Raw genomic sequence first — 23,352 nt, 5'->3', positions numbered from 1 at the left:
CCTTGTCGGAAGGAGCCAGTCTACGGCAGCCGTGATAAGCGTCAAGCCAATAGCCAATGTCTTTGCTGGGAACGCCGTGACTTTCGCGAAAAGGATTCAAACCAACTCTGTATCCACCATCAACGGCTCAAAGGCATGAGATTTCGAACAGGAGTCATGCTCTCTCAGGCGTGGCCTATGCGGAACCTATGACGCAGGGCAACAGTTCTGCAGAAACGCCTCGATAGTCTGCGCCGCTTGTTCGATAGAGCACGCTGCGCTATCGATCACGATGTCAGGTGACACGGGGCGTTCATAAGGTGAATCGATTCCCGTGAAATTCTTGATCAAGCCTTGCCGCGCCTTGGCGTATAATCCCCTAGGGTCGCGTTGTTCCAGCACATGCAGGGGCGCATCAATAAATATCTCAATGAAATCGTCCGGGGCGAACAGAGCCCTGGCAATGCGGCGTTCCTGTTCAAACGGCGAGATCAGGCAGACCAAGGTGATCACGCCTGCGTCCACCATCAATTTACCCACCTCAGCAGTACGCCGAATATTTTCCTTGCGATCGGCGTCGGTGAAACCCAAGTCAGCGGACAAGCCTCGGCGAAGCTGGTCGCCGTCCAGCATGCAGGTATGCAGCCGATTATCATGCAGGTTGGCCTGAACCCGATTGGCAATGGACGACTTGCCTGCCCCAGACATTCCGGTGAACCACAACAGCAGCGAGCGGTGACCTTTCAAGTCAGAGTGGTTCTGGCGCTCAATCTCGAAGCTGTGGGGTCCCAGCGAAGAGGGCATGAGATATCTCCGAGGGGTTGATAAGGAGTGAAGGTGCGCACCCACCTATATGATGGGTCAAGGGCGGTTATGGATGTAGTAGCAAAGCTACTTATTTTGACCCAGCTCAAAAATCAAGCTTTATTCCAAAACGACGCCCGGGTTTTCTATTCACCTTTGTTTGTGTGTGATCTGTTTTTATAAAACACCACTCCTAATCCTACGATGTCAGAACTGATGCGATTTTGACCGAGGCTGTCGAAATTCATTGACCCAACCAACGGTTCGAGAATGCCCTCCCTGCGGTGCCGCAGAAGGCAGAATATGGGTCAGTAAAAATTAGCAGTCTGGGTCAAAATCACATCAGCACCAAAACTTTCATCAAACCGTTCTCCGTCTCCTCGCAGCATCGGCCCTGTTCGAGTCATGAAGACTGCATCTGAGCACTCTGTGTTGGCGCCGACGCCAAATTGACCCACGTGCTGACGCAAGACTGACCCACCTCCAATCTGCCCAAATTCAGCAAAAGCAATGTTTTGCGAGGAACAGACTGGGTCAGTGACATATCGGCAACTGGATCAATTCGGCGTCGGCGCCAACAGCGTAGCCTGCGTGGACCTCGATTTTACGCCCTGTTGAGGCTTGTCACCTGCTTAATTTCGGTTGTTACCGACTTTTTTATCAAAAAATACTTGCGACAGTTTTAATTATCTTGCGACAGTTTTAATTCTCTAAATCCACCGATGGGCCTCCAGGTGAGCGAGGTATTACTCGACTGTCACCGACTTGGCCAAATTACGCGGCTGGTCTACGTCAGTGCCCTTGAGCACGGCCACGTAGTACGACAGCAGCTGCAGCGGGATGGTGTAGAGGATCGGCGACAAGGTGTCGTTGATGTGCGGCATGTTGATGACGTGGGTGCCTTCGCCATTGATCATGCTCGCCTTCTCGTCGGCGAATACCACCAGTTGGCCGCCACGGGCGCGTACTTCCTGCAGGTTGGATTTGAGCTTTTCCAGCAGTTCGTTGTTCGGCGCCACAGTGACCACCGGCATGTCGTCATCCACTAGGGCCAACGGGCCGTGTTTCAGCTCGCCGGCCGGGTAGGCTTCGGCGTGGATGTACGAGATTTCCTTGAGCTTGAGGGCACCTTCCATCGCCACCGGGTACTGCGCGCCACGGCCAAGGAACAGGGTGTGGTTCTTGTCGGCGAACAGCTCGGCGACTTTTTCCACGACGCTGTCCATGGCCAGTGCTTCGCCCAGGCGAGTCGGCAGGCGGCGCAATTCTTCCACCAAGGTAGCTTCAACACCTTCGGCCAGGGTGCCTCGCACTTGGCCCAGGGACAGGGTCAGTAGCAACAAACCAACCAGTTGGGTGGTGAAGGCTTTGGTGGAAGCTACGCCGATTTCGCGACCCGCCTGGGTCAGGAGGGTCAGGTCGGACTCACGTACCAAGGAGCTGATACTGACGTTGCAGATCGCCAGGCTGGCGAGGAAGCCCAACTCTTTGGCGTTGCGCAGCGCGGCCAGGGTGTCGGCGGTTTCGCCGGACTGGGAGATAGTCACGAACAGGGTATCGGGCTGCACCACCACCTTGCGGTAGCGGAACTCACTGGCGACTTCGACCTGGCACGGGATGCCAGCCAGGTCTTCCAGCCAATAACGGGCAACCATGCCGGCGTGGTAGCTGGTGCCACAAGCGACGATCTGCACATTGCGCACTTTGGCGAACAGCTCGGCGGCCTGGGGGCCGAACGCGTTGACCAGCACTTGGCTCTGACTCAGTCGACCTTCCAACGTGCGCTGGACCACGGCAGGTTGCTCGTGGATCTCTTTGAGCATGAAATGGCGGTATTCGCCTTTATCGGCCGCTTCGGCGCCGTCGCGGTATTGCACGGCTTCGCGTTCGACGGAATTACCGTTAACGTCCCAGATCGCCACGCTTTCACGACGTATGTCGGCGATATCGCCTTCTTCCAAGTACATGAATCGGTCGGTGACCTGACGCAGGGCCAGTTGGTCGGAAGCGAGAAAGTTCTCGCCCAGGCCCAGGCCGATCACCAGCGGGCTGCCGCTGCGGGCGGCTACCACACGGTCCGGTTGGCTGGCACTGACGACGGCCAGGCCATAGGCGCCGTGCAGTTCCTTGACCGTGGCCTTGAGGGCGGTGGTCAGGTCGCTGTGGTCCTTGAGCTTGTGATTGAGCAGGTGGGCGATGACTTCAGTGTCGGTGTCTGAGGTGAACACGTACCCCAGGCTCTTGAGCTGTTCGCGCAGCACTTCGTGGTTTTCGATGATGCCGTTGTGCACCACGGCCAGGTCACCGGAAAAGTGCGGGTGGGCGTTACGTTCGCACGGTGCGCCGTGAGTGGCCCAGCGAGTGTGGGCAATCCCCAAACGACCTACCAGCGGTTCGCCGGCCAGGGCCTGCTCCAACTCACTGACCTTGCCCGGGCGACGCATGCGCTCAAGCTTGCCGGCGTTGGTGAAGACGGCCACGCCGGCGCTGTCGTAGCCACGGTATTCAAGGCGCTTGAGGCCTTCGATCAGAATGGCGGTAACGTTACGTTCGGCGACTGCGCCAACAATTCCACACATGGTGCTTCTCCTAGATGATTGCCGCGCATATCAGCGTAATGCCGCGGGCTTGGATCTGGTCGCGGGCCTCAAGCGGCAGGCGATCATCGGTGATAAGGGTATGGACGCTGCTCCAGGGCAGTTCCAGGTTGGGAATCTTGCGGCCGATCTTGTCGGATTCGACCATCACCACCACTTCACGGGCGACCTCGGCCATCACACGGCTCAGACCCAGTAATTCGTTGAAGGTGGTAGTGCCACGCTGCAGATCGATGCCGTCGGCGCCGATGAACAGTTGATCAAAGTCGTAGGAACGCAACACCTGCTCGGCGACCTGGCCTTGGAACGAGTCCGAATGCGGGTCCCAGGTGCCGCCGGTCATCAACAGCACCGGCTCGTGTTCCAATTCGCTCAAGGCGCTGGCTACGTGCAGGGAGTTGGTCATGACCACGAGTCCGGGCTGGTGGCCCAGTTCCGGGATCATGGCGGCGGTGGTGCTGCCGCTGTCGATGATGATGCGGGCGTGTTCCCGCAAACGCATCACGGCAGCACGGGCGATCGCACGCTTATAGGCCGAGATCGGTTGGGCAGGATCGCCTACCAGTTCCTGAGGCATGGTGATCGCACCACCGTAGCGGCGCAGCAACAGGCCGTTACTTTCTAGGGCGGCCAAATCCTTGCGGATAGTGACTTCCGAGGTTTCGAAACGCTTGGCCAATTCGTCCACGCTGACTTCGCCCTGTTCGTTGAGCAAGGTCAGGATGTTGTGGCGTCGTTGGGGTGTATTTCGTTTCGACATGGTATTGATAAGTTTCGTTTCGAAAGATAACGAAGGCAATCAAAACCTATTAGGACTATATCGTCAAGCGTCTGGAACAGATTCTTCAAACAACGCAGGCCAAATGTGGGAGGGGGCTTGCCCCCGATTGCAGTCGATCAGTCGACTAGAACATTGACTGAAAATCCGCCATCGGGACAAACCCCCTCCCACATTTGGATAGCACTGCTGATGAGGCTGTGGATAACTCAGGTCTTTTTGATTTTGACCGGGCGTTTCCAGCCGTCGATATTGCGTTGGCGGGCCCGAGCTACGGCCAGTTGGGATTTATCCACATCCTGGTTGATGGTTGAGCCGGCGGCAGTATTCGAACCATCACCGATCGTCACTGGCGCAATCAGCGAGTTATTCGAGCCAATGAATACGTCCTCGCCAATAGTGGTCTGGTACTTGTTGGCGCCGTCGTAGTTGCAGGTGATTGCGCCAGCGCCGATGTTGCTGCGAGCACCGATCACCGCATCGCCGAGGTAGGCAAGGTGGCCGGCCTTTGCGTCGTCGCCCATTCGTGCATTTTTCAGTTCGACGAAGTTGCCGACATGCGCCCTGGCCCCCATCACAGTGCCCGGACGCAACCGAGCAAACGGGCCAGCATCGCTGCCCTCGCCCATCACCGCGCCGTCGATATGGCTGTTGGCCTTGATCACCACGCCCTTGCGCAGGGTGCTGTCCTTGATCACGCAGTTCGGGCCGATGACTACGTCGTCTTCGATGATTACGCGACCTTCGAGGATCACGTTGATGTCAATCAGCACGTCGCGCCCCACGGTGACCTCACCGCGTACGTCAAAACGCGCAGGGTCGCGCAGGGTCACTCCCTCAGCCATCAGGCGGCGACCTTCTCGCAGTTGGTAGTGACGCTCCAGTTCGGCCAACTGCTTGCGGTCGTTGGCGCCCTGCACTTCCATAGGGTCGTGGGGCTGCTCGGTAGCTACCAGCAGGCCATCGCTCACGGCCATCTCAATCACGTCGGTGAGGTAGTACTCACCCTGAGCGTTGTTGTTGGACAGACGGCTCATCCAGTCGGCGAGCTTGTTGCCAGGGACGGCGAGAATACCGGTATTGCCTTCAGTGATGGCACGTTGGGCCTCGCTGGCGTCCTTGTGCTCAACGATGGCCGCGACCTTGCCATCGGCATTGCGCACAATGCGTCCGTAGCCGGTGGGGTCTTCCAGTTCCACGGTGAGCAGGCCCATCTGACCAGGCACTACGTGCTTAAGCAGGCGTTGCAGGGTTTCCACTTCGATCAGCGGCACGTCGCCGTAGAGGATCAGCACGGTGTCAGCGGTAATGAACGGCACAGCTTGCGCGGTGGCGTGGCCGGTCCCCAGTTGTTTGTCCTGCAATACGAAATTCAGGTCATCCGCAGCCAAACACTCACGCACTGCATCGGCACCGTGGCCGATCACTACGTGGATGCGTTGTGGGTCCAACTGCCGGGCGCTGTGGATAACATGGCCAAGCATGGAGTTGCCGGCCACCGGGTGCAGCACCTTGGGCAGGGCCGAGCGCATGCGGGTGCCCTGGCCTGCGGCGAGAATGACGATTTCAAGAGACATTAATGGCTACCAATCCTGGACGGTCCGTCTTCAGACCAAAGATGTGTTTTGCTAAAAAAGAAAAAGGGTAGCCGAGGCTACCCTTTTTAATCAATCGCGCATAAGCATCACGGCGTAGCCGCTTACTTCTTGCGGATCTGCTGGAGCGTGCGCAGCTGAGCTGCAGCCTCGGCCAGACGTACAGCAGCAGCGCTGTAGTCGAAGTCCGCACCCTTTTCGTTCAGGGCCTTCTCAGCAGCCTTGACGGCTTCCTGAGCGGAGGCTTCATCCAGATCGCCAGCACGTTGCACGGTGTCGGCAAGTACCTTGACCATGTTCGGCTGAACCTCAAGGAAACCACCGGAGATGTAAAACACCTCACGTTCCCCGCCTTGCTTGGTCAGAGTGATCGGACCTGGCTTCAAGCTGGTGATCAACGGCGCGTGGCCCATGGCAATACCCAGGTCACCGAGTTCGCCGTGTGCAATCACCATTTCTACCAGACCGGAGAAGATTTCCCCTTCCGCGCTGACGATATCGCAATGGACTGTCATAGCCATCTGATTGCCTCAACCTGATGAGCGCCCGTTTCCGGGCGCCTGGATTACAGTTTCTTGGCTTTCTCGATCGCTTCTTCGATGCCGCCGACCATGTAGAACGCTTGTTCTGGCAGGTGGTCGTAGTCACCGTTGAGGATGCCTTTGAAGCCAGCAATGGTGTCTTTCAGGGAAACGTATTTACCCGAAGCACCGGTGAAGACTTCAGCCACGAAGAACGGCTGCGACAAGAAGCGCTGGATCTTACGAGCACGGTTTACCAACTGCTTGTCGGCTTCCGACAGCTCGTCCATACCCAGGATCGCAATGATGTCCTTCAGTTCTTTGTAACGCTGCAGCACGTACTGAACGCCGCGAGCGGTGTCGTAGTGCTCCTGGCCGATCACGTTCGGGTCCAGCTGGCGCGAAGTCGAGTCGAGTGGATCGACCGCTGGGTAGATACCCAGGGAAGCGATGTCACGGGACAGAACGACGGTGGCGTCCAAGTGGGCGAAGGTGGTCGCAGGCGATGGGTCGGTCAAGTCATCCGCAGGTACGTATACCGCTTGGATCGAAGTGATCGAACCTTCCTTGGTCGAAGTGATACGTTCTTGCAGAACGCCCATCTCTTCAGCCAGGGTCGGCTGGTAACCTACTGCGGAAGGCATACGGCCCAGCAGTGCGGATACTTCAGTACCGGCCAGGGTGTAACGGTAAATGTTGTCGACGAACAGCAGAACGTCGTTACCTTCGTCACGGAACTTCTCGGCCATGGTCAGGCCAGTCAGTGCTACGCGCAGACGGTTTCCCGGCGGCTCGTTCATCTGACCGTAAACCAGTGCCACTTTGTCCAGAACGTTGGAGTCCTTCATCTCGTGGTAGAAGTCGTTACCCTCACGAGTACGCTCACCCACACCAGCGAACACGGAATAACCGCTGTGCTCGATGGCGATGTTACGGATCAGTTCCATCATGTTTACGGTCTTGCCTACACCGGCACCACCGAACAGACCGACTTTACCGCCCTTGGCGAACGGGCAAACCAGGTCGATAACCTTGATGCCGGTTTCCAGCAGGTCGTTGCCGCCAGCTTGTTCCGCGAACGAAGGTGCTGGACGGTGAATGCCCCAGCGCTCTTCGGTGTCGATCGGACCAGCTTCGTCAATCGGGTTGCCCAGTACGTCCATGATCCGGCCCAGAGTCGCTTTACCGACCGGTACGGAGATGGCTGCGCCAGAGTCGATTACGTCCAGACCGCGCTTCAAGCCTTCGGTGGAACCCATCGCAATGGTACGAACTACGCCGTCGCCCAGCTGCTGCTGAACTTCCAGAGTAGTTTCCGCGCCTTGTACTTTCAGCGCGTTGTAGATGCTCGGTACGCTGTCGCGTGGAAATTCCACGTCGATAACGGCGCCGATGATTTGAACGATACGTCCGCTACTCATAGCTGGATCCTCTGAATATTTGAACCGTTAAACCGCGGCAGCGCCGCCGACGATTTCCGAGATCTCTTGGGTGATCGCAGCCTGACGCGCCTTGTTGTAGATCAGCTGCAAATCGCTGATCAGATCACCGGCGTTATCGGTAGCGTTTTTCATCGCGATCATCCGCGCCGCTTGTTCAGCTGCGTTGTTCTCGACCACCGCCTGGTACACCTGCGACTCCACGTAGCGCACCATCAAGCCGTCAAGCAGCTCTTTGGCGTCTGGTTCGTAGAGGTAGTCCCAGTGGTGCTTGAGTTCCTGATCCGGAGTCGCCACCAGTGGAATCAATTGCTCCACGGTTGGCTGCTGGGTCATGGTGTTGATGAACTTGTTGGATACCACGGAGAGGCGGTCAATCCGGCCTTCCAGGTACGCATCCAGCATCACCTTCACACTGCCGATCAAATCATTGATCGACGGCTCTTCACCCAGGTGGCTGATAGCTGCAACGACGTTACCGCCGAAGTTACGGAAAAAGGCCGCACCCTTGCTACCAACAACACACAGATCGATCTCGACGCCGTTTTCGCGGTTTACCGCCATGTCCTTGACCAGGGCCTTGAACAGGTTGGTATTCAAACCACCGCACAAACCACGGTCACTGCTCACTACCACATAACCCACACGCTTAACTTCGCGGTCGATCATGAACGGGTGGCGGTATTCCGGGTTGGCGTTGGCCAGATGCCCAATTACCTGGCGGATACGCTCCGCATAAGGACGGCTAGCAGCCATGCGCATTTGTGCCTTGCGCATTTTGCTTACCGCCACTTTTTCCATGGCGCTGGTAATTTTTTGCGTGCTTTTGATGCTCGCAATCTTACTGCGAATCTCTTTTGCGCCTGCCATGTAACACCTATCAGGTTAGCAAGCGGGAGCCTTGCGGCTCCCGCTGCGGCTTACCAGGTTTGGGTGGCCTTGAACTTCTCGATACCGGCTTTCATGCCAGCGTCGATATCGTCATTGAAGTCACCCTTCACGTTGATCTTCGCCATCAATTCGGCGTGATCGCGGTTGAAGTAAGCAATCAGCGCTTGTTCAAAGCTGCCGACCTTGGCGATTTCAACGTCGGTCAGGAACCCACGCTCAGCGGCATACAGCGACAACGCCATGTCAGCGATCGACATTGGGGCGTATTGCTTCTGCTTCATCAGCTCGGTAACGCGCTGACCATGCTCAAGTTGCTTACGGGTCGCTTCGTCCAGGTCAGAAGCGAACTGGGCGAATGCCGCCAATTCACGGTACTGAGCCAGAGCGGTACGGATACCACCGGAGAGCTTCTTGATGATCTTGGTCTGAGCGGCACCACCCACACGGGATACCGAAACACCGGCGTTCACTGCAGGGCGGATGCCCGAGTTGAACATGGCCGATTCCAGGAAGATCTGACCGTCGGTGATGGAAATCACGTTGGTCGGAACGAACGCGGAAACGTCGCCAGCCTGGGTTTCGATGATCGGCAGAGCGGTCAGGGAGCCGGTTTTGCCGGTCACTGCGCCGTTGGTGAACTTCTCTACGTACTCTTCGGAAACGCGGGATGCACGCTCCAGCAGACGGGAGTGGAGATAGAACACGTCGCCTGGGTAAGCTTCACGGCCTGGTGGACGGCGCAGCAGCAGGGAAATCTGGCGGTAAGCCACCGCTTGCTTGGACAGATCGTCATAAACGATCAGCGCGTCTTCACCGCGGTCGCGGAAGAATTCACCCATGGTGCAACCGGAGTACGGTGCCAGGAATTGCAGCGCAGGAGATTCCGAAGCACTGGCAGCCACGATGATCGTGTTGGCCAGGGCGCCGTTTTCTTCCAGCTTGCGAACCACGTTGGCGATGGTCGATTGCTTCTGACCAATAGCTACGTAGACGCAGAAAATGCCGCTGTTCTTCTGGTTGATGATCGCGTCGATTGCCAGAGCGGTTTTACCGATCTGACGGTCACCGATGATCAGCTCACGCTGGCCACGGCCGACAGGGATCATGGCATCGACAGCCTTGTAGCCAGTCTGTACAGGCTGGTCTACCGACTTACGCCAGATCACGCCTGGAGCAACTTTCTCGACCGCGTCGGTCTCGGTGTTGCCCAGTGGACCTTTACCGTCAACAGGGTTACCCAGTGCGTCGACTACGCGACCCAGCAGTTCCTTACCAACCGGAACTTCCAGGATGCGGCCTGTGCACTTGGCGCTCATGCCTTCAGCCAGACTGGTGTATGCGCCCAATACAACGGCACCTACGGAGTCTTGCTCCAGGTTGAGGGCCATACCGTAGACGCCGCCCGGAAACTCGATCATCTCGCCGTACATAACGTCGGCCAGACCGTGAATCCGCACGATGCCGTCAGATACGCTGACGACAGTGCCTTCGTTACGGGCTTGGGAGGTCACATCGAGCTTGTCGATGCGGCCCTTGATAATTTCACTTATTTCGGAAGGATTGAGTTGCTGCATTGCTCTGCTGCCCCTTCAAACTCAAGATTTCAATGCTTCGGCAAGATTCGCGAGTTTGCCGCGAATCGAGCCATCGATAACCAGGTCGCCGGCGCGAATGATGACACCACCAATAAGGGTGGCATCCTCCGCAACTTGCAGGCGCACTTCCCGGTCGAGTCGTGCACTGAGAACCTTGGCGAGTTTGTCTTGCTGTTCTTGGTTCAATGCAAAAGCACTGGTGACTTCAACGTCTACCGATTTCTCTTGCTCGGCCTTGTACAGGTCGAACAGAGCGGCAATCTCCGGCAGAAGCAGGAGACGGTCGTTTTCGGCAACGACGTGCAAGAAGTTCTGCACTTTCACATCAAACTTGTCGCCGCACACTTCAATAAAAGTGGCGGCCTTGTCTGCGCTCGTCAGTCGCGGGGCCTTGAGCACGCGCTGCATGGTGTCGTCTTGCGACACTGCTGCAGCCAGGCCGAGCATGGCTGACCAAGAGGCCAGCTGCTGGTGGGCCTGGGCGTGCTCGAAGGCTGCCTTAGCGTAAGGTCGGGCCAACGTGGTCAATTCTGCCATGATCGCCCTCGCTTAAATTTCAGCAGCCAGTTTGTTAACCAGCTCCGCGTGCGCGTTTTGATCGATTGTGGCACCCAGGATCTTCTCAGCACCGCCGACGGCCAGAGCACCCAGTTGGGCACGCAACGCGTCTTTGACACCGTTCAGTTCCTGCTCGATCTCGGCCTGAGCCTGAACCTTCACACGGTCAGCGTCGATACGGGCTTTTTCAACAGCCTCTTCAACGATCTGGTTACCGCGTTTCTTGGCTTGCTCAATGATTTCGGCTGCTTGAGCTTTCGCTTCGCGCAGTTGTTGACCCGCTTTATCTTGGGCCAACTCCAGGTCGCGAGCTGCTCGTGCTGCAGCGTCCAGTCCATCCGCGATCTTCTTCTGACGTTCGTGCAGAGCTGCGATGACCGGAGGCCATACGAACTTCATGCAGAAAACGACAAAAATCAAGAACGCTAAGGACTGACCAATAATGGTTGCATTAATGTTCACGCCAATACCTCGCTCATTCGTTGCACAACACACCAATCACTCGAAAAGACGAGTGATTAACCGGCGAGTTGACCAACGAAAGGGTTCGCGAAGGTGAAGAACAGAGCGATACCAACACCGATCATGGTCACGGCGTCGAGCAGGCCGGCGACGATGAACATTTTAACTTGCAGCATTGGAACCATTTCTGGCTGACGCGCTGCGCCTTCCAGGAATTTGCCGCCCAGCAGGCCGAAACCAATGGCAGTACCCAGGGCGCCCAGGCCGATCAACAGTGCAACAGCGATAGCGGTTAGACCAACTACAGTTTCCATCTTTCCTCCCGACTTTTACGTCGTATGGTTTAGGTTTTTTAGATTTTAAAGCGGTAAAACAAATCGTTTCATAGCCCTGGTGGGCCACCTTCCCGTTTCACCGGGAAGGACATCAGACTAGTCGAGACTGGTCTTAATGGTTCTCTTCGTGCGCCATCGACAGGTAGACGATGGTCAGCATCATGAAGATGAAGGCCTGCAGGGTGATGATCAGGATGTGGAACACAGCCCACGCCCACTGCAGAACAATGCCCAGGCCGCTAAGCCAGAGCAGGCCGCTGCCGAACATCACAGCGATCAGAATGAACACCAGCTCGCCGGCATACATGTTGCCGAACAGTCGCAGGGCCAGGGAGATCGGCTTGGCGATCAGGGTCACGAATTCCAGCAGGAAGTTCACCGGGATCAGCAGGGCTTGAACAAAGATGTTCTTGCTGCCGAACGGATGCAGGGTCAATTCGCCGATGAAGCCGCCGATGCCCTTGATCTTGATGCTGTAGAAAATGATCAGCGCGAATACCGACAGGGCCATGCCCAGGGTAGCGTTCGGGTCAGTGGTCGATACGGCACGGAATGGAATATGCGGGTCGCCGGAAATCGCCATGGCCAACTGAGGAATCCAGTCAACCGGGATCAAGTCGACGGCGTTCATCAGGAACACCCAGACGAAGATGGTCAGTGCCAACGGTGCAATCACCGGGCTACGGCCATGGAAGCTGTCTTTCACGCTGCCATCGACGAATTCGACCAATACTTCAACGAAGTTCTGCAAAGCACCTGGCTGACCGGAAGTCGCCTTCTTCGCCGCCATGCGGAAAATTAGGACGAAGATCAGACCCAAAGCGACCGACCAGCCCAGAGTATCCAGGTGGAAAGCCCAGAAGCCCATTTCTTTGGCTTCTGCTGCGGAGTGGGCAAAGCCCCAGCCGCCGTTGGGAAGCTGACCGAAGGTCAAGTTCTGCAAGTGGTGCTGGATATAGCCCGAAGCGGTTGTTTCTGCCATGGTTGCCTCAAACGCCCTAAGGTTTCGAAAGTCTTGTTTTCATTAGCAGGGGAGCGAACCAGCTGACCAGTTGGGTCAACACGAAGACGCCGAATACAGCCAGCGGCGCCAATGGCTTCACACCTGCAAAGGTCAGTGCAAACAGCACTGCCGTCAAAATCAGTTTCCCCGCCTCGCCGGCATAAAAAGACCGGACGATAGCCTGGGCTGCTCGGGCGCCGGAAAACCGAAAGGCCCTGTGAGCAAAATACATATTGGGCAGCAAGGCTATCAGGCCTCCGCAAAGTCCCGAATATCCGGCTACGACTCCATGCCAGTACCAAAGCGCCAATGCGGCGATTAGCAAAATGACAAATTGAGCCAATAAAACCGGAAAAACAGCCAAGCGATGGAAGGGCAACGTGTTTGGCGTGCGGGTTTCCATCACTCTTGCTCCTCAATAGTCGGCTGCCGGAAATCAATAACTTGGCATAATTTGTGCCGACAAAATGCGCGCAGAGTATAGGGGCGGTTCTGCCCCTATTCAACTGCCGGGTAGTGATTTCCGATCACACGCTACATAAGCAAATGTTTCAGCGGATGTGGGCAAGGACACCCTGAAGCTCATCAAGGGAGTTATATCCGATGACCAATTGCCCTTTGCCTTTCTTGCCGTGGCGAATTTGTACCGCAGAGCCCAGGCGCTCGGCCAGGCGCTGCTCGAGACGCGCGATATCCGGATCAGGTTTGGCCGTTTCGACCGGTGCAGGTTTGCCGCTCAGCCACTGGCGAACCAGGGCCTCAGTCTGACGAACGGTAAGCCCTCGTGCGACAACGTGTCGCGCCCCTTCAACTTGTTGATTTTCCGGCAAACCGAGCAAAGCACGGGCGTGGCCCATTTCCAGATCGCCATGGGACAACATGGTCTTGATGACTTCCGGCAAAGCGATCAGGCGCAGCAAGTTGGACACGGTGACGCGGGACTTACCCACCGCTTCGGCCACTTGCTGCTGCGTCAGCTGGAATTCCTGCTGCAGGCGCTGCAAGGCGATCGCTTCTTCGATCGGATTGAGGTCTTCGCGCTGAATATTCTCGATCAACGCCATGGCGATCGCCGTTTCATCAGGCACATCACGCACCATCGCGGGAATGGTCTCTTTGCCGGCCTGCTGACTGGCGCGCCAGCGGCGTTCACCGGCGATGATTTCAAAACGACCGCCACCAATCGGGCGCACTACGATCGGCTGCATCACGCCTTGAGCTTTGATCGAATTGGCCAGTTCTTCCAACGCCTGGGGATCCATGTCACGGCGTGGCTGGTATTTGCCGCGCTGGATCAAGTCCAGAGGCAGGTGCTGCAGCTCGCGCTCGTCGGCCTGCACCGCTTGTTCTTCAAGCGATGTGACGGTCGGACCACTCAACAGTGCATCCAGTCCACGTCCGAGACCTCGTTTCTTGACGGCCATGGGGATTCCTTAAGTTGGCTGGGCTGCAGCGGTGCGGGAGTTGCGGCGTTGGCGGCGAACCATCTCGCCAGCCAGAGCCAGGTAGGCAATGGCGCCACGGGACGATTTGTCATACGCCAACGCAGGCATGCCATAGCTTGGCGCTTCGGCCAAACGGATATTGCGCGGAATCACGGTGTCGTAAAGCTGCTCGCCGAAGTGTTCCTTGAGCTGTGCCGACACATCGTTCATCAGGCTCAGGCGCGGATCGAACATGGTCCGCAGTAGGCCTTCGATCTGCAGGTTTGGGTTGAGCAATTCGGCGATACGCTTGATGTTATCCACGAGGTCGCTCAAACCTTCCAGTGCGTAGTACTCACACTGCATGGGGATAATCACCCCATCGGCAGCCACCAACGCATTGAGCGTCAGCATCGACAGCGACGGTGGGCAATCGATCAAAATGTAATCATAGTTCTCGCGGATCGGCGCCAAGGCGCTGCGCAGACGGCTTTCTTTCATCTGCATTTCCAGCAACACCACTTCCGCCGCAGTCAGATCGCGGTTGGCCGGCAGCAATTGATAACCGCCATGCTCGGAATAGTGCATGGCCTGGGCCAGGTCACACTCGCCGATCAGCAAGTCGTAGACCGAGTTTTCCAGGCCATGTTTATCCACACCGCTACCCATGGTGGCGTTGCCCTGTGGATCGAGATCGATCAACAGCACCCGTCGCTTGGTAGCGACCAAGGATGCTGCGAGGTTGATGCAGGTGGTGGTTTTGCCCACGCCACCTTTCTGGTTCGCTATCGCGAATACCTTAGCCATTCTTGCTTGTGTTCCCAATCATGCCGTGCGGCGCAGTATCAGCAGATGGCGTTGGCCTTGGCAACCGGGTACGGCCAAGGCGTGTTCGCTATCGAGGTGGAAGTCTGCCGGCAATGCTAACAGCTCATCACTCGGATGGACGCCCTTCATTGCCAGCCAGCGGGTATCGCGGTCACCCAGGTGGCGTGTCCAGTTGCTGAAGTTCTCCATGCTGCTGAACGCCCGGGAAACAATTCCGTTGAAAGGCAGTTCAGGCGTGAATTCTTCGACACGGCTGTGGATAACGTGAAGGTTATCCAGCTTGAGTTCGAGTTTGACCTGAGTCAGGAATCGGGTTTTCTTGCCATTGCTGTCCAGGCAGGTCACTTGGGACTCGGGAAACAGGATGGCCAAGGGGATACCTGGCATGCCGCCGCCACTGCCCACATCCAACCAGCGACCGTTTTGAATAAATGGCATCACGCTCAAGCTGTCGAGCAAATGCCGGGACACCATCTCATCGGGATTGCGCACTGCCGTGAGGTTGTAAGCCTTGTTCCATTTGATCAACAGGGCTAGGTAGCCCAACAGCAACTCATGCTGGGCGGACGTCAGATCGACGCCCAATTGGCGTGCACCTGTGGATAACTCTTCGGCGTGTTGCAGGGTGACCAACGAACTCAAGCGCTTTGCTCCAACTGACGGCCCGCGCCGCGTTTTTTCAAATGAATCATCAACAGCGAAATGGCTGCCGGGGTGACGCCGGGAATACGTGAAGCCTGGCCCAGGGTTTCTGGTCGAGTTATCCCCAGCTTGCTCTGAATTTCTTTCGAAAGCCCGGAAATCCCGGTGTAGTCGATATCCACAGGCAGCTTGGTGTCTTCACTGGCGCGCAGACGAGCAATCTCGTCCTGCTGGCGGTCAATGTAACCGGCGTACTTCGTCTTGATTTCGACCTGCTCGGCAACCTGTGGATCTTCTGCGCCGCCGCCCGTCACTTCGACCAAGCTAGCGTAGTCGATTTCCGGACGTGACAGCAGGTTCAGCAAGTTGTACTCGTGAGTCAGCGGCGTGCCGAATTTCTCGGCAATTGCATCACCTTGTTCGGTACCGGGGCGAACCCAAGTGCCTTTCAGGCGCTGCTCTTCCAACGCAATGCTTTCACGTTTTTTGCAGAAGGCTTCCCAGCGCACGTCATCGACCAGCCCCAGTTCGCGGCCTTTTTCGGTCAGCCGCAGGTCGGCGTTGTCTTCGCGCAGGATCAGACGGTATTCCGCCCGAGAAGTGAACATCCGGTACGGTTCCTGGGTACCCAGGGTAATCAGGTCGTCCACCAACACACCGATGTACGCTTCATCGCGACGCGGGCACCAACTGTCTTTGCCTTGTGCACGCAATGCGGCGTTGGTCCCAGCCAGCAAACCTTGGGCGCCGGCTTCTTCGTAACCGGTTGTGCCATTGATTTGGCCGGCGAAGAACAGCCCGCCGATCACTTTGGTCTCCAGGCTGTACTTCAGATCACGAGGATCGAAGTAGTCATACTCGATGGCATAGCCAGGTCGCACGATATGTGCGTTTTCCATGCCGCGAATCGATTGCACGATCTGGATTTGCACGTCGAACGGCAGGGAAGTAGATATCCCGTTCGGGTACAGCTCGTGAGTAGTCAGGCCTTCGGGTTCGATGAAGACCTGATGGCTCTCCTTGTCGGCAAAGCGGTGGATCTTGTCTTCGATCGATGGGCAATAGCGCGGGCCAATCCCCTCGATCACACCGGAATACATCGGCGAACGGTCGAGGTTCGCGGCAATGATCTCGTGAGTTCGGGCATTGGTGTGGGTAATCCAGCAACTCACCTGTTTGGGGTGTTGCTCCTTGGAACCCATGAACGACATCACCGGGATCGGCGTATCGCCCGCTTGCTCAGTCATCAACGAGAAATCCACAGAACGCCCGTCGATACGCGGCGGGGTTCCGGTTTTCAGGCGACCGACACGCAGCGGCAATTCACGCAGGCGTTTTGCCAAGGCAATCGACGGAGGATCACCGGCACGTCCACCGGAATAATTCTGCATTCCGATGTGGATAAGTCCGCCAAGGAAGGTTCCGGTGGTCAAAACCACAGATTCTGCGAAGAAGCGCAGACCCATTTGGGTGACAACGCCCTTCACCACGTCTTGTTCGACGATCAGGTCATCCGCTGCTTGTTGAAATATCCACAGGTTCGGCTGGTTTTCCAGGGTTTCACGTACAGCAGCCTTGTACAGAATGCGGTCAGCTTGTGCCCGAGTGGCGCGCACTGCCGGGCCTTTGCGGCTGTTGAGAACGCGAAATTGAATACCACCCTTATCGGTTGCCATGGCCATTACGCCGCCAAGGGCGTCGATTTCCTTGACCAGATGGCTTTTGCCGATACCACCAATGGCGGGGTTGCAACTCATTGCACCGAGGGTTTCCACGTTGTGCGTGAGCAACAGGGTTTTTACGCCCATGCGTGCTGACGCCAGTGCTGCCTCGGTACCGGCATGACCGCCGCCGATGACGATCACTTCAAAACGGGAAGGGAAATCCACCACGCACCTCGTGCCTGCTTAAGTAGGTAATTAGGAATTGATTGATTGAACTGGTTTTAGAGCTTTGGCGGCAAGTATAGGGACTTAGCCCTTCCTAAAGAACCCTTTGCACAAAATTTAACCAGCTGTGGATGAATCACAGACAATAGAAATTAAAAGAGAGAAATTTATTAAATCTTTGTTTTTATGTTTATTTCTACTGAGCATCATTTCTGTGGATAGATCTCTACAAGCCTTTATTTACGGTATGTACAGAGATTCAAAAGTCTGTGGTCATGTGCCAATGAGGCCCTTGGATAAGTACGCTAAGCCTGTGGATTAAACAGCCACTTATCCACAGATGGGTTTTTACTCAGGTTTCAAGCCCTGTTATCAACTGGGCACAGGGGCGGTTATTCACAGGGCTTAATCCACAGAAATCGAGCAAACACGCTATACCGAGGTCACGGTGAAGCCACCGAAATCCTTCGACTCGGAAGTGAACAGCGTAAAAAGAGATCTATTGTGAGAAATCTGCAGTGCAGTTAATAATAGCGATTATCATTAACCTGCCCTCTCGCACCCTATGCCTACTCCTTCACACACGGTTGCCGTCCAGCATATTTACGAACAGCACCATTCTTGGTTGCACGGGTGGCTCAGAGGTAAGTTGCATAACGCCTGCGATGCGGCCGATGTCGCACACGATACGTTCGTGCGCATTCTTGGTGGGCGCCATGCGGCGCAGATCCTTGAGCCACGTGATTATCTGGCGACCATCGCCAGGGGTCTGGTAATTGACCGCTACAGGCGTCACGCCATTGAACAGGCTTATAAGCAAAGCCTGGCCGAGCGTCCTGATGCCACTGCCATCAGTGAAGAAGATAAGGCGATCATCATCGAAACCCTGGTGGCTGTGGATAAAGCTCTCGCCAGCTTGGGCGAACGCTCGCGGCGGATATTCATGCTGTCGCAGATTGACGGCCTGACTTATCAACAGATCGCCGATCAACTACAGGTGTCACTGACGACCGTGAAGAAGCACATGGTTCGCGCGTTGACCGAATGTTCAATGATCATGGCCTCCTTGTAATGGCAGCGCCTGATCGCAAGACCTTCGAGGCTGCCGCCGGCTGGTACGTGCAGTTTCAATCCCAGACGCCCACAGCGGCCGAGCGCCATGCCTGGCAGCAATGGCTCAACATCGATCCGTCCCATCAGGCGGCGTGGAATCAGATGGAGCAATTGCAACGCAGCCTGGGTGCCTTGCCCCAGGATTTCACTCGCCGCGCTTTGTCGGCCACACAGCAACGTCGCCAGGTGCTCAAGTGGATGCTGGTACTCGGCAGCACCGGTTACTTGGGGTGGAATGTTCAGCAACATACGTCCCTGGGCAATGTTTGGGCCGATTTCCGTACACCTTTGGGCAAGCGCCGGCGCATCGAACTGGCCGACGGCACCCGGATTGACCTGAATACCCAAACCGCCATTGATGTGCTGTTCGACGGACGCCAGCGCTTGATACGCCTGCGCGAAGGCGAAGTTCTTATCCACACTGGCAAGTCGGGCGCGCAGATGCCCTTCTATGTTGAGACTCAGCAGGGTCGCATCCAGGCTTTGGGGACACACTTTACTGTGCGCCAACTGCCGGATTTCACACAGGTCGGAGTGCTGGAAGACCGCGTCAGCATTTCACCCACTGATCGACCAGACCTCAGCCGACTGCTTATTGCAGGCGAGAGTGCGCAATTCAATCGGCAAAGCGTAGGGGTAAGCCAACCTTACAGCGGGGCTGAAGCTGCTTGGGTCGACGGACAACTGATCGTGCTCGATGCCCGGCTCGGCGATGTGATCGACGAGCTCGGTCGTTATCGACCTGGGGTCCTGCAATGCGATCCAGCTTCGGCGCGCCTGCGGGTTTCCGGCACATTCCGATTGGATTCCACCGATGCGGTGCTGGCCAACCTGCAAGCGACGCTGCCGATCCAGGTCAATTACTTCACCCGTTACTGGGTTTCGGTGAAGCGAATCGGCTGAGCAAAAAAATAATCCACAGGGTTATCTTTTTTTTACCTGACGCGGCCCTACAGGTAATCACGACGCTACCTTCAGGGTTTATCCACCTATGCGCCTTCCTCCTAAGCTTCGCCAGCGACTCTCCTGCCACGGCCTGACCTACGGTTTGCTGCTTACCTCTACCGCCGCTGCCTGCGGGTTGTTATCAACAGGCGCCCTTGCAGCCAGCGTGGTGCAGCACTTCGCTATTGGCGCAGGTCCGCTCGACAGCGCCTTGAGCCAATTTGCGGCCAGGGCCAATGTGATCCTGTCCTTTTCGCCCCAGCAGACCGCTCATTTGAACACCCCTGGGCTTGAGGGGGACTATTCGGTGGAGCAGGGATTTGCGCTGCTGTTGCAAAACTCGGCGTTAGAGGCTGTGGCCCAGGCGCCTGGTAGCTACATATTGCAAGCGGCGCCCACAGGCGAACTGACCCTTGCGCCCACGACTGTAAGCACGGTTCAACTGGACGGTTTCAATCAGGAGATCGCCGGGGATGTGGGCTACAAAGCTCAAAACAGCCGGGTTGGGACCAAAACCAGCACGCCACTGTCGGAAACACCGCGCTCGGTATCGGTCGTCACCGGTCAGCGCATCAAGGACCAGAAGTCCCAGTCCCTTACCGAAGTACTGGGCTACGTGCCGGGTATTTTCGCCCCGCCCTTCGCTGTCGGCGATAGTCTGGCCGGTGACCTGTTCTTTATTCGCGGTTTCAACGCCACAGACTATGGCTACGGCCTGCTGCGTGATGGACTACGTGTTCAGGGCAATCGGTACGACACCACCAGCGAGCCTTATGGCCTGGAGCGGGTCGAAATATTCCGTGGGCCTTCGTCGCTGCTCTACGGTGAAAATGCCCCCGGTGGCCTGGTGAACCTGGTCAGTAAACATCCAACCGCCACGCCGCAAGGCGAGGTACAACTGGGCTATGGTTCGAATAACCGCCGTCAGGTGGGTGTAGATATCTCCGGTCCGCTCAATGACAGCGGCGACATCCTTGGACGCGTGGTGATGCTGGGGCGCAAGTCTGATACCCAGACTGATCATGTGCCGGATGATCGCCTCTACGTTGCTCCCTCCCTGACCCTGAATTTCGACGACTACAACACCCTCACCCTGCTCGCCAGCTACCAGAAGGATCACACCAACCTGGAACTCGGCCTACCAGCTGCCGGCACGTTACTGACGAATCCCAACGGTAAGTTGTCCAAGCACACCATGCTCGGGAATCCAGACTGGAACACCTTCGAACGGGAAGCCTGGAGCACGGGGTATGAGCTCGCTCATAGCTTCAATGACGACTGGCAGTTCCGCCAGAACTCGCGCTACATGCAGTCGCGTATCAACCGTCACGAAACCTGGCCGGGCCAATTGAACAACGGCGGTTTCGGGACTCGGCTGAACATGAACGCTTACGATCGCTACAACAAGTCGATGGTTTATTCCCTGGATAACCAGCTGGAAGGAAAATTTCAGGTCGGCGGGCTGGAAAATACCCTGCTGTTCGGCACCAGCTACGACCGCACTTCTTTCAATCAGGATTGGAATGCCGGGTTCGCCGGCACCATCGATGTGTATAACCCTGTTTACTTGCGCGACCCGACCACGCCTCTGGCAGTACAGAACACGTTGCTCGAACAGCAGATGAAAGGGGTTTATGCACAACTGCAGAGCAAGTATGACCGCTGGTTATTCTTGTTGGGTGGCCGTCAGGACTGGGTCGAGAGTGATTTCCGCGACAAGGTCAACAAGGCCAGCGATACCGGCTCTGAAGATCGCAAGTTCACCTATCAAGGCGGGGTGATGTACCAGTTCGACAATGGCCTGACGCCGTATGTGAGCTATTCCACTGCATTCGTGCCGGTACAGCAGATTTCCAACGCCGGTTCACCCTTGAAGCCGATTACCAGCAGCCAATACGAAGTAGGCGTGAAGTACGAACCGATCGGCTGGGATACGGCAATGACTGTGTCGGTGTATGACTTGCGCAAGGAAGATGACACCTACCTCGACGCCACCACTAACAGCTACCGCCAAGTAGGCGAAAGTCGGTCCAAGGGCGTTGAAGTCGAGGTCAACAGCAACGTCACGCCTAACCTGAATTTAACGGCGGCCTACACCTACACTGATGCTCGAATCACTAAGGACTCCGCTACTTCTCTGGTCGAAGGGCACCAGCTGACCGGGGTGCCGCGGAATCAGGCGTCCGTATGGGGCAAATACCGATTCCTCGACAGTCGGCTCAAGGGGTTGTCCCTGGGGGCGGGCGTGCGTTATTTCGACAGTACCTTTTCCTACACCGCGCCCACGCTGTACGGAAAATTGGACGCGGGAAGCGTCACCTTGGTGGATGCATCCGTTGGCTATCAGTTCGACAAAAACTGGTCGGTTGATGTTAATGCCAAGAACCTGTTCGACAAGGAATATGTATCCGGTTGCAACGATGCAGGGCGTTGTTACTGGGGTGACAGCCGTACCTTGCTCGGTACGGTGTCCTACAACTGGTAAACCATTGTGGATAACGTTGCTATTTACCGATGCAGAAGCTGGAAAAGATCCGTCCCAACAAATCATCGGAGCTGAAGGCGCCGGTGATTTCCCCCAGCAGTTGCTGTGCCTGACGTAGATCCTCGGCCAGCAGCTCCCCTGCCCCCGCCAAGGTCAGCTGCGCGCGTCCGTGCTCAAGGGCCGCACTGGCATGACGCAGTGCCTCCAGGTGCCTGCGACGCGCACTGAAGCTGCTTTCCGAGGTCTGCTCGTAACCCATGCAGGCCTTGAGATGGTCGCGCAGCAATTCCAGGCCATTACCCGCCGACTTGGCGCTCAGGCTGATCGTGACGTGGCCATCCTCACCCATTTCAAGCGCGATGGCTTCGCCTGTCAGGTCAGCCTTGTTGCGGATCAAGGTGACGTTAGCCGGGTCAGGTCGTTGTTCAAGAAACTCCGGCCAAAGGGCAAAAGGATCCGCAGCCTCAGGCGCAGTGGCATCAACCACCAGTAATACGCGGTCTGCTTCACTGATGGCTTTGAGGGCGCGCTCTACGCCGATCTTTTCCACCTGGTCATCGGTATCGCGCAAGCCTGCGGTGTCAACCACGTGCAGCGGCATGCCGTCGATGTGGATATGTTCGCGCAGGATGTCCCGGGTGGTGCCGGCAATCTCGGTGACGATGGCAGCCTCACGTCCGGCCAAGGCATTCAGAAGGCTGGACTTACCCGCGTTGGGGCGACCGGCAATGACCACCGTCATGCCATCGCGCAGCAAGGCGCCTTGCCCCGCTTCACGCAGCACTGTGGATAACTCCTCGCGGACTTTATCCAACATTGCCAATACGTGGCCATCGGCGAGGAAGTCGATCTCTTCCTCAGGAAAATCAATCGCCGCCTCTACGTAGATGCGCAGGCTGATCAATTGCTCGGTCAAGTTATGCACACGCAGGGAAAATGCCCCCTGCAGCGAACGCAACGCATTGCGTGCGGCCTGTGCGGAACTCGCTTCGATCAGGTCCGCGATAGCTTCGGCCTGGGCCAGATCGAGCTTGTCATTCAAGAACGCGCGTTCACTGAACTCACCCGGCCGGGCGAGACGGCAGCCTAATTGCAGGCAACGCTGCAGCAGCATATCCAGGACTACAGGACCACCGTGGCCTTGCAGTTCCAGGACATCCTCACCGGTGAAAGAGTTAGGTCCAGGGAAATAGAGGGCCAGGCCCTCATCCAATACGCTGTGGTCTGCATCCAGAAACGGGCCGTAATGGGCATACCTCGGTTTCAATTCCCGGCCGCTGATGGCCTTGGCTGCCATGCCGGCGAGGGGCCCGGAAATTCGAACGATACCCACACCGCCGCGACCTTGAGCGGTTGCGACAGCAGCGATGGTTTCACGAGGAGCGCTCATCAGCAGGTTCCAGAACAAAAGTGACGGAAAGCAAAACGCCCCACTAGGGGGCGTCTTGAGTGGTTATCCACAGAGTAAA

The 23,352-nt window shown here is 56.7% G+C and carries 21 protein-coding genes; 3 read left to right on the top strand and 18 right to left on the bottom strand.

Annotation, left to right across the window (positions count from 1 at the left end):
- Window positions 1-186 precede the first annotated feature (186 nt).
- From cysC to mnmG, 17 genes are all read right to left on the bottom strand, one after another.
- Window positions 187-783: an adenylyl-sulfate kinase gene (gene cysC / locus G9Q84_RS21455; RefSeq protein ID WP_181644050.1), complete on the bottom strand. Its 597-nt coding sequence runs from the start codon at window positions 781-783 to the stop codon at window positions 187-189.
- Between the two features lie 746 nt (window positions 784-1,529).
- Window positions 1,530-3,362 (bottom strand): glutamine--fructose-6-phosphate transaminase (isomerizing), encoded by a 1,833-nt coding sequence (gene glmS, locus G9Q84_RS21450; protein WP_032885169.1) that lies wholly within the window; start codon window positions 3,360-3,362, stop codon window positions 1,530-1,532.
- Between the two features lie 10 nt (window positions 3,363-3,372).
- Window positions 3,373-4,140, bottom strand: coding sequence for a DeoR/GlpR family DNA-binding transcription regulator (locus G9Q84_RS21445; protein ID WP_024078249.1), 768 nt, complete (start codon window positions 4,138-4,140; stop codon window positions 3,373-3,375).
- A 227-nt stretch (window positions 4,141-4,367) separates the two neighbouring features.
- Window positions 4,368-5,735, bottom strand: a complete 1,368-nt coding sequence (glmU, locus tag G9Q84_RS21440) for a bifunctional UDP-N-acetylglucosamine diphosphorylase/glucosamine-1-phosphate N-acetyltransferase GlmU (protein WP_181644049.1) — start codon at window positions 5,733-5,735, stop codon at window positions 4,368-4,370.
- Between the two features lie 122 nt (window positions 5,736-5,857).
- On the bottom strand, window positions 5,858-6,274 hold the full coding sequence (locus G9Q84_RS21435; RefSeq protein ID WP_032885166.1) for a F0F1 ATP synthase subunit epsilon: 417 nt from the start codon (window positions 6,272-6,274) through the stop codon (window positions 5,858-5,860).
- Window positions 6,275-6,318: 44 nt separating this feature from the next.
- The gene (gene atpD, locus G9Q84_RS21430) at window positions 6,319-7,695 is read right to left on the bottom strand and encodes a F0F1 ATP synthase subunit beta (RefSeq protein WP_003177062.1); all 1,377 of its coding nucleotides are present in this window, start codon (window positions 7,693-7,695) and stop codon (window positions 6,319-6,321) included.
- Window positions 7,696-7,722: 27 nt separating this feature from the next.
- A complete protein-coding gene (gene atpG / locus G9Q84_RS21425; protein ID WP_010565870.1) occupies window positions 7,723-8,583 on the bottom strand; it encodes a F0F1 ATP synthase subunit gamma in 861 nt (286 codons plus the stop codon).
- A 50-nt stretch (window positions 8,584-8,633) separates the two neighbouring features.
- Entirely contained in the window at window positions 8,634-10,178 is a 1,545-nt protein-coding gene (gene atpA / locus G9Q84_RS21420) for a F0F1 ATP synthase subunit alpha (protein ID WP_003177064.1), read from the bottom strand.
- Window positions 10,179-10,199: 21 nt separating this feature from the next.
- Window positions 10,200-10,736, bottom strand: coding sequence for a F0F1 ATP synthase subunit delta (locus tag G9Q84_RS21415; RefSeq protein WP_032885165.1), 537 nt, complete (start codon window positions 10,734-10,736; stop codon window positions 10,200-10,202).
- A 12-nt stretch (window positions 10,737-10,748) separates the two neighbouring features.
- Window positions 10,749-11,219 carry a F0F1 ATP synthase subunit B gene (locus G9Q84_RS21410; protein ID WP_008439543.1) on the bottom strand — a complete coding sequence of 157 codons (471 nt, stop codon included), beginning with the start codon at window positions 11,217-11,219 and terminating at the stop codon, window positions 10,749-10,751.
- 56 nt (window positions 11,220-11,275) lie between these two features.
- The gene (gene atpE, locus G9Q84_RS21405; RefSeq protein ID WP_002555987.1) at window positions 11,276-11,533 is read right to left on the bottom strand and encodes a F0F1 ATP synthase subunit C; all 258 of its coding nucleotides are present in this window, start codon (window positions 11,531-11,533) and stop codon (window positions 11,276-11,278) included.
- Window positions 11,534-11,666: 133 nt separating this feature from the next.
- The gene (atpB, locus tag G9Q84_RS21400; RefSeq protein ID WP_017736231.1) at window positions 11,667-12,536 is read right to left on the bottom strand and encodes a F0F1 ATP synthase subunit A; all 870 of its coding nucleotides are present in this window, start codon (window positions 12,534-12,536) and stop codon (window positions 11,667-11,669) included.
- A 16-nt stretch (window positions 12,537-12,552) separates the two neighbouring features.
- On the bottom strand, window positions 12,553-12,960 hold the full coding sequence (locus tag G9Q84_RS21395) for a F0F1 ATP synthase subunit I (RefSeq protein ID WP_010565865.1): 408 nt from the start codon (window positions 12,958-12,960) through the stop codon (window positions 12,553-12,555).
- A 148-nt stretch (window positions 12,961-13,108) separates the two neighbouring features.
- Window positions 13,109-13,981 (bottom strand): ParB/RepB/Spo0J family partition protein, encoded by an 873-nt coding sequence (locus G9Q84_RS21390; protein WP_016970690.1) that lies wholly within the window; start codon window positions 13,979-13,981, stop codon window positions 13,109-13,111.
- A gap of 9 nt (window positions 13,982-13,990) precedes the next feature.
- Window positions 13,991-14,788, bottom strand: a complete 798-nt coding sequence (locus G9Q84_RS21385) for a ParA family protein (RefSeq protein WP_032885161.1) — start codon at window positions 14,786-14,788, stop codon at window positions 13,991-13,993.
- Window positions 14,789-14,806: 18 nt separating this feature from the next.
- Window positions 14,807-15,451 (bottom strand): 16S rRNA (guanine(527)-N(7))-methyltransferase RsmG, encoded by a 645-nt coding sequence (rsmG, locus tag G9Q84_RS21380; protein ID WP_032885159.1) that lies wholly within the window; start codon window positions 15,449-15,451, stop codon window positions 14,807-14,809.
- On the bottom strand, window positions 15,448-17,340 hold the full coding sequence (mnmG, locus tag G9Q84_RS21375; protein WP_181644048.1) for a tRNA uridine-5-carboxymethylaminomethyl(34) synthesis enzyme MnmG: 1,893 nt from the start codon (window positions 17,338-17,340) through the stop codon (window positions 15,448-15,450). Before mnmG ends, rsmG begins: the two co-directional genes overlap by 4 nt.
- Before the next feature lie 565 nt (window positions 17,341-17,905).
- Here mnmG and G9Q84_RS21370 point away from each other — a divergent pair.
- From G9Q84_RS21370 to G9Q84_RS21360, 3 genes are all read left to right on the top strand, one after another.
- Window positions 17,906-18,412, top strand: a complete 507-nt coding sequence (locus G9Q84_RS21370) for a sigma-70 family RNA polymerase sigma factor (protein WP_032885157.1) — start codon at window positions 17,906-17,908, stop codon at window positions 18,410-18,412.
- Window positions 18,412-19,356, top strand: a complete 945-nt coding sequence (locus tag G9Q84_RS21365; protein ID WP_181644047.1) for a FecR domain-containing protein — start codon at window positions 18,412-18,414, stop codon at window positions 19,354-19,356. Before G9Q84_RS21370 ends, G9Q84_RS21365 begins: the two co-directional genes overlap by 1 nt.
- Before the next feature lie 88 nt (window positions 19,357-19,444).
- Window positions 19,445-21,883: a TonB-dependent siderophore receptor gene (locus G9Q84_RS21360; protein ID WP_181644046.1), complete on the top strand. Its 2,439-nt coding sequence runs from the start codon at window positions 19,445-19,447 to the stop codon at window positions 21,881-21,883.
- A 19-nt stretch (window positions 21,884-21,902) separates the two neighbouring features.
- Here the strand turns inward: G9Q84_RS21360 and mnmE are convergent, their stop codons facing one another.
- Window positions 21,903-23,273, bottom strand: a complete 1,371-nt coding sequence (gene mnmE, locus G9Q84_RS21355) for a tRNA uridine-5-carboxymethylaminomethyl(34) synthesis GTPase MnmE (RefSeq protein WP_032885154.1) — start codon at window positions 23,271-23,273, stop codon at window positions 21,903-21,905.
- Between the last annotated feature and the right edge of the window lie 79 nt (window positions 23,274-23,352).

This window comes from Pseudomonas sivasensis (genome assembly GCF_013778505.1).
GTDB classification, from domain to species: Bacteria; Pseudomonadota; Gammaproteobacteria; order Pseudomonadales; family Pseudomonadaceae; genus Aquipseudomonas; species Aquipseudomonas sivasensis.
Note: the sequence above shows the minus strand (reverse complement) of the source record. Positions and strands in the feature narration are given on the sequence as shown.

Excerpts from the sequence above, each read along its gene's own strand:
- glmS (WP_032885169.1), bottom strand. The coding sequence starts at position 3,362 with ATGTGTGGAATTGTTGGCGCAGTCGCCGAACGTAACGTTACCGCCATT.
- G9Q84_RS21445 (WP_024078249.1), bottom strand. The coding sequence starts at position 4,140 with ATGTCGAAACGAAATACACCCCAACGACGCCACAACATCCTGACCTTG.
- atpB (WP_017736231.1), bottom strand. The coding sequence starts at position 12,536 with ATGGCAGAAACAACCGCTTCGGGCTATATCCAGCACCACTTGCAGAAC.
- atpG (WP_010565870.1), bottom strand. The coding sequence starts at position 8,583 with ATGGCAGGCGCAAAAGAGATTCGCAGTAAGATTGCGAGCATCAAAAGC.
- atpD (WP_003177062.1), bottom strand. The coding sequence starts at position 7,695 with ATGAGTAGCGGACGTATCGTTCAAATCATCGGCGCCGTTATCGACGTG.
- G9Q84_RS21415 (WP_032885165.1), bottom strand. The coding sequence starts at position 10,736 with ATGGCAGAATTGACCACGTTGGCCCGACCTTACGCTAAGGCAGCCTTC.
- mnmE (WP_032885154.1), bottom strand. The coding sequence starts at position 23,273 with ATGAGCGCTCCTCGTGAAACCATCGCTGCTGTCGCAACCGCTCAAGGT.
- G9Q84_RS21385 (WP_032885161.1), bottom strand. The coding sequence starts at position 14,788 with ATGGCTAAGGTATTCGCGATAGCGAACCAGAAAGGTGGCGTGGGCAAA.
- G9Q84_RS21360 (WP_181644046.1), top strand. The coding sequence starts at position 19,445 with ATGCGCCTTCCTCCTAAGCTTCGCCAGCGACTCTCCTGCCACGGCCTG.
- atpA (WP_003177064.1), bottom strand. The coding sequence starts at position 10,178 with ATGCAGCAACTCAATCCTTCCGAAATAAGTGAAATTATCAAGGGCCGC.
- G9Q84_RS21365 (WP_181644047.1), top strand. The coding sequence starts at position 18,412 with ATGGCAGCGCCTGATCGCAAGACCTTCGAGGCTGCCGCCGGCTGGTAC.
- atpE (WP_002555987.1), bottom strand. The coding sequence starts at position 11,533 with ATGGAAACTGTAGTTGGTCTAACCGCTATCGCTGTTGCACTGTTGATC.
- G9Q84_RS21395 (WP_010565865.1), bottom strand. The coding sequence starts at position 12,960 with ATGGAAACCCGCACGCCAAACACGTTGCCCTTCCATCGCTTGGCTGTT.
- G9Q84_RS21390 (WP_016970690.1), bottom strand. The coding sequence starts at position 13,981 with ATGGCCGTCAAGAAACGAGGTCTCGGACGTGGACTGGATGCACTGTTG.
- G9Q84_RS21370 (WP_032885157.1), top strand. The coding sequence starts at position 17,906 with ATGCCTACTCCTTCACACACGGTTGCCGTCCAGCATATTTACGAACAG.
- G9Q84_RS21435 (WP_032885166.1), bottom strand. The coding sequence starts at position 6,274 with ATGGCTATGACAGTCCATTGCGATATCGTCAGCGCGGAAGGGGAAATC.
- glmU (WP_181644049.1), bottom strand. The coding sequence starts at position 5,735 with ATGTCTCTTGAAATCGTCATTCTCGCCGCAGGCCAGGGCACCCGCATG.
- cysC (WP_181644050.1), bottom strand. The coding sequence starts at position 783 with ATGCCCTCTTCGCTGGGACCCCACAGCTTCGAGATTGAGCGCCAGAAC.